The 12282-nt window shown below is 70.3% G+C and carries 11 protein-coding genes; 9 read left to right on the top strand and 2 right to left on the bottom strand.

Going from position 1 to position 12282, the window contains the following annotated elements; genetic code table 11:
* Positions 1–143 precede the first annotated feature (143 nt).
* A complete protein-coding gene (locus BC793_RS01870; RefSeq protein ID WP_249037371.1) occupies positions 144–1331 on the bottom strand; it encodes a RecB family exonuclease in 1188 nt (395 codons plus the stop codon).
* A gap of 320 nt (positions 1332–1651) precedes the next feature.
* Between BC793_RS01870 and BC793_RS01865 the strand changes: the two genes are divergently transcribed.
* From BC793_RS01865 to BC793_RS01855, 3 genes are all read left to right on the top strand, one after another.
* A complete protein-coding gene (locus BC793_RS01865; RefSeq protein WP_239169787.1) occupies positions 1652–2710 on the top strand; it encodes a site-2 protease family protein in 1059 nt (352 codons plus the stop codon).
* 21 nt (positions 2711–2731) lie between these two features.
* Positions 2732–3667: a tRNA (adenine-N1)-methyltransferase gene (locus tag BC793_RS01860; protein WP_109588758.1), complete on the top strand. Its 936-nt coding sequence runs from the start codon at positions 2732–2734 to the stop codon at positions 3665–3667.
* 142 nt (positions 3668–3809) lie between these two features.
* The gene (locus tag BC793_RS01855; protein WP_093611934.1) at positions 3810–4400 is read left to right on the top strand and encodes a hypothetical protein; all 591 of its coding nucleotides are present in this window, start codon (positions 3810–3812) and stop codon (positions 4398–4400) included.
* A 37-nt stretch (positions 4401–4437) separates the two neighbouring features.
* Here BC793_RS01855 and BC793_RS01850 read toward each other — a convergent pair whose 3' ends face one another.
* Positions 4438–4731, bottom strand: coding sequence for a ferredoxin (locus BC793_RS01850; RefSeq protein WP_109589089.1), 294 nt, complete (start codon positions 4729–4731; stop codon positions 4438–4440).
* A 174-nt stretch (positions 4732–4905) separates the two neighbouring features.
* On the opposite strand from BC793_RS01850, the gene arc reads away from it, so the two are divergent.
* The 6 genes from arc (at position 4906) to prcB (ending at position 12266) form a co-directional block, all read left to right on the top strand.
* A complete protein-coding gene (gene arc / locus BC793_RS01845) occupies positions 4906–6687 on the top strand; it encodes a proteasome ATPase (RefSeq protein WP_109588757.1) in 1782 nt (593 codons plus the stop codon).
* A gap of 60 nt (positions 6688–6747) precedes the next feature.
* Positions 6748–7992, top strand: a complete 1245-nt coding sequence (locus BC793_RS01840) for an acyltransferase family protein (protein ID WP_109588756.1) — start codon at positions 6748–6750, stop codon at positions 7990–7992.
* A gap of 58 nt (positions 7993–8050) precedes the next feature.
* The gene (locus BC793_RS01835) at positions 8051–9400 is read left to right on the top strand and encodes an acyltransferase family protein (protein WP_146246160.1); all 1350 of its coding nucleotides are present in this window, start codon (positions 8051–8053) and stop codon (positions 9398–9400) included.
* A gap of 47 nt (positions 9401–9447) precedes the next feature.
* Positions 9448–10965 (top strand): depupylase/deamidase Dop, encoded by a 1518-nt coding sequence (gene dop, locus BC793_RS01830; RefSeq protein WP_109588754.1) that lies wholly within the window; start codon positions 9448–9450, stop codon positions 10963–10965.
* A gap of 102 nt (positions 10966–11067) precedes the next feature.
* The gene (locus BC793_RS01825) at positions 11068–11283 is read left to right on the top strand and encodes a ubiquitin-like protein Pup (RefSeq protein ID WP_109588753.1); all 216 of its coding nucleotides are present in this window, start codon (positions 11068–11070) and stop codon (positions 11281–11283) included.
* Between the two features lie 143 nt (positions 11284–11426).
* Complete coding sequence (gene prcB / locus BC793_RS01820) at positions 11427–12266, top strand: proteasome subunit beta (RefSeq protein WP_109588752.1); 840 nt, start codon at positions 11427–11429, stop codon at positions 12264–12266.
* Positions 12267–12282: the final 16 nt, after the last annotated feature.

Below are 12282 nucleotides of genomic sequence, written 5' to 3'. Positions count from 1 at the left end.
GGCGTGGCGGTGGGCCCGCCGGTCGTGAGCGTGGCGGTTGGCCTCGGCGGTCGTGGGCCTGGCAGGACGGCGGCGGAGGGGCCGCCGTGAGCCGGGTGGCGGCAGACCGGCCGAGGTCAGCCAAGGGGGCGAACCGGCCGAGGTCAGCCAAGGGGGTCGTCCCGGAGGAGTGCGCCCACCCGGTCGGGATCGGTGTCGGGGCTGACGGTGCTGATCAGGGGCAGTTCCGGGAAGGGCGGCGGGGTGCCGCCGAATTCCGGGCACAGGGCCTGGTGGCTGCACCATCCGCACAGGCGGCTGGGCTTGGGGCGGAAGTCGCGGTCGCGTTTGGCGCGTTCGATCGCGGTGGACAGGGCGATCAGGGTGCGTTCGAAGCGTTCCAGCTCGCCGGCCTCGGGGCTGTAGTCGAGGGCCTCGGCATCCTTCAGGTAGAGCAGGCGCAGGGCGCGGGGGACCACGCCCCGGGCGCGCCACAGGACCAGGGCGTAGAACTTCAGCTGGAACAGCGCCCGGCCCTCGAAGGCCTCGCGGGGGGCGCCGCCGGTCTTGTAGTCGACCACGCGCATGTCACCGGCCGGTGAGACGTCCAGGCGGTCGATGTAGCCGCGCAGCAGCAGGTCGTCGCCGATCGTCGTGGAGATCAGGGTCTCCCGCTCGGCGGGCTGGAGCCGGCGTGGGTCCTCCACCGCGAAGTAGCCGGCGAGCAGGTCGCGGGCGCCGGCCAGGAAGGCGGCGATCCGGGCCGCCTCGGCGGCGCCGTCCGGGAGGTCGATCAGCGCGGTCTGGCCGGTGGCGTCGATCTCGGCCGCGACCGCGGCCGGATCCCGCATCAACCCGTCGACGGCAGCCGGGCCGGACCCGGCGCCGAGATCGGCGTCCGGCCGGGCGCCGGCGGTCGGGCCGGCGGCGGCGGCGGTCGGGCCGGCGGCGGCGGCGGTCGGGCCGGCGGCGGCGGCGGTCGGGCCGGCGGCGGCGGGGGCTGAGCCGGCGCCGGGGGCGGAACTGGTACGGGCCGGGCGGCCCCTGGGTGGTGGGTCGGCGGCGAACACCTCGGCCAGCTCGGGCTCCTCCGTGACCAGGCGCTCCCACTCGGGGGCGACCAGCGCGGCCGCCGCCTCGGGGGTGCGGTCGGCGGCGGGCAGGTCGAACAGGTGCTCCAGGACGGCGTGGACCAGGGTGCCGCGGATCTGGTCGGCGGACGGCGTCTCCGGCAGCTTGTCGATGGTGCGGAAGCGGAACAGCAGGGGGCAGGTCTTGAAGTCGGCCGCCCGGGAGGGTGACAGCGACGGGCCGGCCGGGGTCTCCGGTCGCCGGGCCCGTCCGGCGGACACGGCCGGATCGCCGGCCTGCGGAGAGTCCGCCTGCCGGGGGCCGGACTGCGGGGAGACCGGCTGCGGGGGGACCGGCTGCGGGGTCGGGGACACCGGCTGGGCCGCCATGGGAGAGAGCGCCGTCATGTCACAGAGGCTAGGCCAGGGGTACGACGAAAAACGCGGGGTGGGTCCCGCGCGGGCGTGTCCGTAGCATCGATCGCGTGGAGCAGAGCCGAGCAGCGCAGGGGCCGCAGGGCGGTCCGCAGCCGGGGCCACCGCCCGTCGCGGGGCGGCCGGTCGGGCACGTGGCCGGCATCCCGGTGCATGCGAACGGGTCGATGCTGCTGCTCGCGGTGCTGGTCACGGTGGTTTATGGCAACTACGCACGTACCGAACTGGATCTGGAGCAGCCCTGGGCGTACCTCATCGGCCTGGGATTCGTGGGGTGTCTGCTGGGCTCGGTGCTGTTGCACGAGCTGGGGCACGCGCTGACCGCCCGCCGGTTCGGCATCGGCGTGCGCCGGATCACTCTGGAACTGCTCAGCGGCTGGACGGAGATGGACCGCGACGCACCGGCCCCGCGGGTGGACGCTCTGGTGTCGCTGGCCGGCCCGGCGGTGTCGCTGCTGCTGGGCGCGGTGGCGACGGCGGCGGCGCTGGTGTTCCCGAGTGACACGGTGGCCGGGCAGATCGCCTTCCAGCTGGCGCTGAGCAACGTGCTGGTGGCGTTCTTCAACGTGCTGCCGGGTCTGCCGCTGGACGGCGGCCGGGCGTTGCGGGCGCTGCTGTGGGCGCTGATGAAGGACCGGAACCGGGCGACGGTGGCGGCCGGCTGGTCGGGCCGGGTGCTGGCGCTGCTGACGGCGGCGGCGGCGGTCGTGCTGTTCCGGTTCGACCTGCTGACCGCGCTGGGGCTGGTGTTCGTGCTGCTGGTGGTGCTCACCCTGTGGCAGGGTGCCGGGCAGTCGATCCGGCTGGGCCGGATGACCGGGCGGTTCCCGCTGGTGGATCTGGGCGCGCTGGTCCGGCCGGTGCTGGCGGTGCCCGCCGGGACGCCGCTGGGTGAGGCGCAGCGCCGCCGGGCGGAGGACCCCCGACCGGACGTGGTGCTGGCGGTCTCCGACTCGGCGGGTAGCCTCACCGCACTGGTCGATCCGGTCGCCGCTGAGCGGATTCCGGTCGACCGGCGGCCCTGGGTGAGCGTGGAGAGCGTGGCCCGGTCCCGTGACGCGCTGACCACGCTGCCGCTCGGCTTGACCGGTGAGCAGGTGGTTCGCGCGCTGCAGGCACACCCTGGCGCGCAGTACCTGGTGACCGCAGGCGAGGATGTCGTGGGCGTCCTGCGGGTCGCCGACGTGGCCGCCGTGCTGGAACCCCGGCGCGCGAGCCGGAATTAGCGACCACCTGAGAGAAGAGCAGTGACCACAACCCCAGCCACCGCCGTCGACGACGTTCCCGCGCACCGTGGGCCGTTCCGGGTGGGCGACCGCGTTCAGCTCACCGACCCGAAGGGCCGGATGCACACGATCGTGCTGGAACCCGGCAAGGCGTTCCACACGCACCGCGGCGCCATGTCGCACGACGAGCTGATCGGCCTGCCGGACGGCAGCGTCATCACCGCCGCCAGCGGTACCGCCTACCTGGCGCTGCGCCCCCTGCTGTCGGACTATGTGCTGTCGATGCCGCGCGGCGCGCAGGTGATCTACCCGAAGGACGCGGCGCAGATCGTCGCGATGGGCGACGTCTTCCCGGGCGCGAAGGTCCTCGAGGCGGGCGCCGGCTCGGGCGCGCTGACCTGTTCACTGCTGCGGGCCGTCGGCAGCTCCGGCGAGGTGCACAGCTACGAGCTGCGCGACGACTTCGCGGCGATCGCCCGTAAGAACGTGGAGGCGTTCTTCGGCGGGCCGCACCCGGCGTGGCACCTGCACAACGGTGACGTGGCGGGTAACGACATCACCGGTTTCGACCGGATCATCCTGGACATGCTGACCCCGTGGGAGGCCCTCGACATGGTCGAGAAGGCGCTGATCCCGGGTGGCGTCTTCATCGGTTACGTGGCGACGACGCCGCAGCTGTCCGAGCTGGTCGAGGCGCTGCGGGAGCGGGGCGGCTGGACCGAGCCGCGGGCCTGGGAGTCGCTGGTCCGCGACTGGCACGCCGACGGCCTCGCGGTCCGGCCGGATCACCGGATGATCGCGCACACCGCCTTCCTGGTGTCGGCCCGCAAGCTCGCCCCGGGAGTCACCGCTCCGCCGCGGCGGCGCAAACCGAGCAAGGGCGCCGAGGCGTACGCGATTCGCAAGGCCACCCAGGCGGCGCTGGCGGCTCAGGCCGTGGATGCGGCCGGGGAGTGACCGTCGTGTCTGGAATCCGGTAGGTTCCCTGATGGTTTCCCGTCGGGAGGACAGGAGTGGGCGCGGTGAGCGAGCTCGCGAGCGAATCTGCCAGCACAGGTGAAAGCTCATCGCGCCGCCGGAGTGCAGCGGAGACGGCGCGATGAGCTCTCCGCCGTTCGGTGGCAGCAACGAGATGCCGGCGGTCTTCCCGGACTGGTCGCCGTATCCGGACCTGGATTCGGCCGCCCGTGCCTACCTGCGTGACCCGGAGGTGGCCCTGGAGGCGCTCTTCGGGGTGCTGCGGGGCGCACAGGTGTTGTGTTTCACGCTGGAGCGTTTCGTCAACGAGGTGAACGGGGTGTGGCAGGAGGTCGTCGTCTGCGACGGCAGCCGCCTGGTCCTGTGGCACGGCGAGGACGTGGCGCCCGGGGACGGCCCGGTCGGTGCGATGACGTCGTCACTGCGTGTGGTGCCGTTGTCGACGGTGACCGAGGTGGGCTGCCGGCGGCGGCTGACCCGTACGCCGAACGGGCAGGCCCGGGTCGACAGTATCGACGTCTACCTGCTGCTCAGCTCGGTCGACGACGCGGTGCCGCCGCCCGGGGTGGGTGAGGACGAGGGCCGGGCCCCGCTGCGACACGACGCGCTGCGGTTCGGCAAGACGCTCGACGACGGCGGCGCCGGGCAGATCGCCCGCCTCGAGGAGTTCTCCCGGGTGGTGGCCTCGCTGGTCGGCCGCCCCACCCTCTGAGCTCAGCCGGACCGGCCCCGGCCGGACCGGGTCCGGGTCAGTCGGATTCGCTCAACGGGCCGGCGACGGCGACGCCGTCGGCGGCCCGCACCACGTGGATGCAGTCGCCGGGGCACTCCTTGGCCGAGTCGATGACCTCGAGCAGAAGTTGCCGCGGAACGTCGGCGCGCACGCCGGGGGCCTGCAACAACTCACCGGTGTGGTCTTTCACATAGGCGAGGCCGTCGATGTCCAGTTCGAACACCTCCGGGGCGTACTGAACACAGAGTCCGTCACCGGTACAGAGATCCTGATCGATCCAGACCCGCAGCTCATCAGTGTCAGCCGACACATCCACCTCCCGCAACCCGTCGGGGCCGACGGTACCCGAACTATGTCCGACCGGCTCAGCCGCGGTCGCACCAATCGATCAAGAGTCGGTGACGAGGGTGTTGCATGGGTCGAAAACCGCTTCGCAACGGTTAGTGTTAACCCAAGACGTTCGAGCCCCCCGGGGAGGTGGGACGTGGCACGTAGCGACGAAGCGGACTCCCGCGCCGCGCGAGCGGAGAAGGAAGTCAACGAGCTCTCGAGTCAGGTCGCGTTCTTGCAGGAAGAACTCGCTCTGGTCCGGCGGAAGTTGACGGAGAGCCCCCGACACGTCCGGCAGCTTGAGGAACGGCTCGCGGCAACGCAGGCGCAGCTGGCCCGAGTGACCGAGAACAACGAGCGGCTCGTGGCGACCCTCAAGGAAGCCCGGGCCCAGATCGTCACTCTCAAGGAAGAGATTGACCGGCTCGCCCAGCCGCCCAGCGGCTACGGCGTGTTCCTGGCAGCACACGAGGACGGCACGGTGGACGTGTTCACCGGTGGCCGCAAGCTGCGGGTGGCGGTCTCACCGTCGCTCGCGGCCGACGAGCTTCAGCGTGGACAGGAAGTCCTGCTGAACGACGCGCTCAACGTCGTCGACGCGTTCGGGTTCGAACGCACCGGCGAGGTCGTCTCGCTCAAGGAGGTGCTGGACAACCCGTCCGGTGGCCCCCGCGACCGGGCACTGGTGATGTCGCACGCCGACGAGGAGCGCATCGTCTTCCTCGCCGACTCGCTCGACGTGACCAAGCTGCGCGCCGGCGACTCGCTCATGATCGAGCCCCGCTCGGCGTACGCCTATGAGCGGATCCCGAAGAGTGAGGTCGAGGAGCTCGTCCTGGAGGAGGTCCCCGACGTCGACTACAGCGACATCGGTGGCCTGCACTCGCAGATCGAGCAGATCCGCGACGCGGTCGAGCTGCCGTTCCTGCACGCCGACCTGTTCCGGGAGCACCAGCTGCGCCCGCCGAAGGGCATCCTGCTCTACGGCCCGCCCGGCTGTGGCAAGACCCTGATCGCCAAGGCGGTGGCCAACTCGCTGGCCAAGAAGATCGCCGAGCGGCGTGGTGAGGAGAAGCACACCAGCTACTTCCTCAACATCAAGGGCCCGGAGCTGCTCAACAAGTATGTGGGTGAGACCGAGCGGCACATCCGCCTGGTCTTCCAGCGGGCCCGTGAGAAGGCCGGCGAGGGCACCCCGGTGATCGTGTTCTTCGACGAGATGGACTCGATCTTCCGGACCCGTGGCTCGGGTGTCTCCAGTGACGTGGAGAACACGATCGTTCCCCAGCTCCTCAGCGAGATCGACGGCGTCGAGGGCCTGGAGAACGTGATCGTCATCGGCGCCTCCAACCGGGAAGACATGATCGACCCGGCCATCCTGCGCCCCGGACGACTCGACGTGAAGATCAAGATCGAGCGCCCGGACGCGGAGGCGGCGAAGGACATCTTCGCCAAGTACATCCTCTCGGAACTGCCGCTCAGTGGGGACGACCTCACCGAGCACGGCGGCAACCGGGACGCCACGGTCGCGGCCATGATCGAGGCCGTCGTCCTGCGGATGTACACGGAGACCGAGGAGAACCGCTTCCTGGAGGTCACCTACGCCAACGGTGACAAGGAGGTCCTGTACTTCAAGGACTTCAACTCCGGCGCGATGATCCAGAACATCGTCGACCGCGGCAAGAAGATGGCGATCAAGGAGTTCCTCACCTCCGGCAAGAAGGGCCTCCGACTGCAGCACCTGCTCGACAGCTGCGTCGACGAGTTCCGGGAGAACGAGGACCTGCCGAACACCACGAACCCGGACGACTGGGCCCGGATCTCCGGCAAGAAGGGCGAGCGGATCGTCTACATCCGCACGCTCGTCTCCGGCGGCAAGGGTGCCGAGGCAGGCCGGTCCATCGAGACCGCGACCAACACCGGTCAGTACCTGTAGGACGTACCACGACCGGGGCCGGAGGGGTTTCCCTCCGGCCCCGGCCTCGTTCAACCCCGTATGATCACCCCCCGCCTGGCCTGGCTGGACGCGCTCCGTGGCTGGGCCGCGGTCGTCGTGGCCGCCTTCCATGTCAGCCCGCTCGTGCTCGGCACCGGACGGCACCTGCGGATCTTCGAGATCATCGACCTCGGCAAGTACGGTGTGCTGCTGTTCTTCCTGGTCAGCGGCTATGTGATCCCGATGTCACTGGAGCGGCACGGCGACCTGCACCGGTTCTGGACCGGGCGGCTGCTCCGGATCTATCCGGCCTATCTGTTCGCCGTCCTGGTCACGATCGGACTCGGGGCGGCCGGGATCATGCGGATGCCCGGCCAACTGGCCGGGGAGACCACGGCCAGCGTCCTCGGCCACGTGACCATGCTCCAGGACCTGATCGGCACCCGCGGCGTACTCCGGCCGTTCTGGACGCTCTCCTTCGAGATGGTCTTCTACCTGATGGTCGCGGGCCTCTTCGTCTGGAGCCGGCACCACGACAGCGCCGGGCGGCGGGAGCATGGCAGCGCCGGGTGGCGGGGCCGTGACAGCGCCTGGTGGGCGGCCGGGCTCACGATCGTGGCGGTGTGCGGTCTGCCGGACGACCTGCTGGGCGCGACGGCCGCGAACCGCCGGATCACCGCGGTCGCGGCGCTGGTGCTCCTGGGGTGCGTGCTCGGCGCGTACCGCATCGGCCTGAGGCCCCTGACCCTCGCCGCCGGCCTGGCCGGCATCGGCGCCGTCACCCTGCCTCTGCTCAACGGCCACGCCACCGATCAGGTGACCAGCGCGTCGTCCGGGCAGGCCACGCAGATGCTGGCGGTGATGTTCGCCGGCACCGTGGTCCACCGGGCCCAGCAGGGACACCTCGGCCGGCTTCCCGCCGCGGCGGTGCTGACCCTGGTAGCGGTGGGGGTTGCGGTGCAGGTGAGCCCGACGGTGGCGGTCGCTGTCGTGGCCACGTTCGCGATCGCGTTCCTCCTGCGGCACCGCCGGCTTCCGGGGGTCCTCGTCCGGCTCGGCACGATCAGCTACTCGCTCTACCTGCTGCACATCCCGGTTCTCGCGGTGATCCGCCACCACACGCAGCAACCGCTGCTCACGCTGGTGGCCTTCGCCGCCGGGTCGCTCGCCGCGGCGTGGGCCGGGCACCGCTGGGTGGAACGGCCCGCGCAGGCACTCGCCCGCCGGGCGCGGGTGACGGCCGGTGTGAAGGCGGGCACGGGTACGACCGGCCGGGTGCCCGTCCGGGCCGGCCGCATTCTGTGATCAGCTTGTGATCCCGGCGACGGGAGCCGTTCCTGCGGCGTCGTTAACGTCGCCGTCCGTGACAACGATCTTGGATGTGCCCGGCGGGCACGCCACCACCCGCCCGGCGGTACCCCGTATGGCCTGGCTCGACGCGATGCGCGGCTTCGCGGCCGTCGTCGTGGCGCTCTTCCACCTCGGCCCCTACGTGATCGGCCGGGAGAATCATCTGCTGATCTACCAGCACTTCGACCTGGGAAAGTACGGTGTCCTGCTGTTCTTCCTGGTCAGCGGCTACGTGATCCCGATGTCGCTGGAACGGCACGGTTCGCTGCGCCGGTTCTGGATCGGCCGCCTGTTCCGCATCTACCCGGCCTACCTGTTCACCATCGCCCTCGTCGTGCTCCTCGTCGTGACCGGTGTCACCGAGCCGCACCCGGGGGTACGGGAGGACCCCCTCGGTGCCGCACTGGGCCAGATCACGATGCTCCAGGACCTTGTGGGTGTGAGCGGGATGATCACACCGTTCTGGACGCTCTCCTTCGAGATGGCCTTCTACCTGATCGTCGCGGGTCTCTTCGCCTGGAACCTGCATCGCCTCAGTGCCTGGTGGGCCGGCGGTCTCACCCTGGCCGCCGTCGTCGGCGGCCCGATGCTGCCGGACGCGCTGCTGGGCGGCACCGTCGGCCGGCGGCACCTGCTCGCCGCCGGGCTGGTGCTGGTGGTGACGGCGTGCCTGGCCTCCCAGATCAGCGGCCGGCGCCCGTTCGTGCTGGCGGCCGGCGCGGCGGGGATCGGGCTCGTGGTGCTGCCGGCGGTGAACGGTCACGCCACCCGGTGGGTCGTGGCGACCTCCTCCTGGCAGGCGCTGCTGATGCTGGGCGTGATGTTCGCCGGTACGGTCGTCTACCGGCTGGAGTACAACGAGATCCGGCGCCGGCCCGCGGTCGCGTCGCTCGTGCTGGTGTTCCTCGGCTGCGTGGTCACGAACTGGCTGCACACCGGGCAGACGGCCGAACTGGTCCGCTGGGGCGCCGTCACCGCCGCCGTCACGGCGACCTTCCTGCTGGCCTGGGCGCTGCGCGCACGCCGTATGCCGGCCGCGCTCACCTGGCTCGGTGCGGTGAGTTTCTCCGTCTACCTGCTGCACGTGGTAGTGGTCGGCCTGCTCAAACGGGTCGTCCCGGTCGAGACCGACGGCTCGCTGACCAACCGGATCGTGTTCGCGGCGGGGTTCGCCGCCGGGACGCTGCTGCTCGCCTGGTTCGTCCACCGGTTCGTCGAGCGACCGGGCCAGACGCTGGGCCGGAGCCTGCAACGGCGGGCCATGACCGTTCTCGGTCCGGAGGAGCCGCTGCGGCCGCGCGGCACCACCGAAGGTTCCGACGCGGGCACGGGGAGTCTCGGAAAGGCCGGGCGGAGCGTCTAGGCTCGATGCATGAGCAGGCGCAGCTTCGTGGCGGACAGGGTGGTCGCATGAGCGTTCGACGGATTATGGGGACCGAGGTCGAGTACGGCATCTCGGTTCCCGGTCAGCCCGGTGCCAATCCGATGGTCACGTCCTCGCAGGTGGTCAACGCCTATGGCGCCCGCCCCGAGCTCAGCAGCAAAGGCCGCGCCCGCTGGGACTACGAGGAGGAGTCGCCGCTGCGGGACGCCCGTGGCTTCACGTACTCCGGCGCCGCCTACGACCCGGCCGAGGCACTCGCCGACGAGGACCTCGGCCTGGCCAACGTGATACTGACCAACGGCGCCCGTCTCTACGTCGACCACGCCCACCCGGAGTACAGCACTCCCGAGGTGACCAACCCGCTCGACATCGTCAAGTGGGACAAGGCCGGCGAGCGCGTCATGGCCGAGGCCTCGCGCCGCGCCGCCACCATCCCGGGCGCCCACCGGATCCAGCTCTACAAGAACAACACCGACAACAAGGGCGCGTCGTACGGGGCGCACGAGAATTACCTGATGCGCCGGCAGACCGCGTTCGCCGACATCGTCGCCCACCTCACGCCGTTCTTCGTGACCCGGCAGATCTTCTGCGGCGCCGGTCGCGTCGGTATCGGTCAGGACGGCAGCGGCGCCGGTTTCCAGATCTCCTCCCGTGCCGACTTCTTCGAGGTCGAGGTGGGCCTGGAGACGACCCTCAAACGGCCGATCATCAACACCCGTGACGAGCCGCACTCCGACGCCGACAAGTACCGCCGCCTCCACGTGATCATCGGCGACGCGAACCTGTCGGAGATCTCCACCTACCTCAAGGTCGGGACGACCGCCCTGATCCTCAACATGATCGAGGAGAAGGTGTTCACCGGCGAACTCGGCATCGCCGACCCGGTGAGCGAGCTGAAGGCGGTCAGTCACGACCCGACGCTGAGCCACCTGATGCGGCTGCGCGACGGTCGCCGGCTCACCGCCCTGGACCTGCAGTGGGCCTATTTCGAGCGGGCCCGCCAGTTCGTCGACGAGCGGTACGGCACCGACGTCGACGAGCAGACCGCCGACGTCCTGGACCGGTGGGAGGACGCTCTCGACAAGCTGGGCCGTGACCCGATGCTGCTCTCCGACAGCCTGGACTGGGTCGCCAAGCTGCGCCTGCTCGAGGGCTACCGGGAGCGGGAGAGCCTGGGCTGGTCCTCGCCCAAGCTGCAGCTCGTCGATCTCCAGTATTCCGACGTGCGCCCGGAGAAGGGCCTCTACCACCGCCTGGTGGCGCGCGGGTCGATGAAGACCCTGCTCGACCCGGAGACCACGCAGCGCGCCATGTACGAGCCGCCGGAGGACACCCGGGCCTACTTCCGGGGCCGCTGCCTCGCGCAGTACGCCTCCGAGGTGGTCGCCGCCAGCTGGGACTCGGTGATCTTCGACGTGGGCCGCGAGTCGCTGGTCCGGGTGCCCATGATGGAGCCGGAACGCGGCACCAAGAAGCATGTCGGCGCGCTGTTCGACAAGTGTGAGAGCGCGAAGGATCTGCTCGAGGTGATCACGAGCCGGTAATAAAACACCCGTTCCGGCGGGCCGTTTCGTCATAGGCGCGAGGTAGGTTTTTCCCAACCCGATGTTGCAGGACTTCGGGGACGGCTGAGAAGGGGGACATCCATGGCAACCCGAGACACAGGTGGTCAGTCGCAGAGCGGGAAGGGCCGCAGCGACCAGGAGATCGAGGACGTCACCGTCGAGGCCAGTCCCGAGGTAGCGGAACGGCACGCCGAGATCACCGAGGACGTCGACGACCTCCTGGACGAGATCGACTCCGTCCTGGAGGAGAACGCCGAGGAGTTCGTGAGGGGATACGTCCAAAAGGGCGGTCAGTGACCTCTTTGTCCGTTTCTGAATGATCGGGCGCCGCCGTTTCGGCGGCGTCCGCCATTTCCTCAAGACATGTCGATGATGTTGATCGCACCCGCACGCTCCGGCGGGATAGTGTGCTTCAACTGCACGTACCTGAAAGGAACCACGTGGCGACGGGCTTTGATCCATCCGGGCGTCTACCGGATTTCTTCACCAGCACTTCGACGTCCTCCTTCACGCAGTTCCTGAGTCAGGCCGCCCCGGAGCTGCTTCCGGGCCGCCGGCCGCTGCCACCGGGTCTGTCCGCCGACATCGCACCGCACGGCACCACGATCGTCGCGATCGCGACGACCGACGGTGTGGTGATGGCCGGTGATCGCCGGGCGACCATGGGCAACCTGATCGCCAGCCGGGACATCAGAAAGGTGCACCCCGCCGACGCGTATTCGCTGATCGGCATCGCCGGGACGGCAGGTATCGGCATCGAGCTGATCCGCCTGTTCCAGGTCGAGCTGGAGCACTACGAGAAGATCGAGGGCGCCATGCTGTCCCTCGACGGCAAGGCGAACCGCCTGGCCGCGATGGTGCGTGGCAACCTGGGCGCGGCCATGCAGGGCCTGGCCGTGGTGCCGCTGTTCGCCGGGTTCGACCTGGCCCCCGCCGAGGGAGTGCGTCCCGGCCGGATCTGGAGCTTCGACGTGGCCGGCGGCATCTACGAGGAGACCGGCTACGAGGCGATCGGCTCGGGTTCGCTGTTCGCGAAGTCGGCGCTGAAGAAGCGCTACCGGGCGGGCGTGAGCACCGAGGACGCGATCACCCTGGCGGTCGAGGCGCTGTACGACGCGGCCGACGACGACACCGCGACCGGCGGACCGGACGTCATCCGCAAGATCTACCCGGTGGTGATGACCGCGACGGCGGCCGGCACGCACCGGCTGAGCGACGAAGAGATCACCACGGTGGCCGAGCGGGTCGTCGCGGGGCGTCACGAGAACCCGGGCGGCTGACCCGCACTTCAAGGAA

The sequence above is a fragment of the Actinoplanes xinjiangensis genome (assembly GCF_003148685.1).
GTDB classification, from domain to species: Bacteria; Actinomycetota; Actinomycetes; order Mycobacteriales; family Micromonosporaceae; genus Actinoplanes; species Actinoplanes xinjiangensis.
The sequence above is the reverse complement of the archived record's forward strand: the minus strand, read 5'-3'. Positions and strand labels throughout refer to the sequence as shown.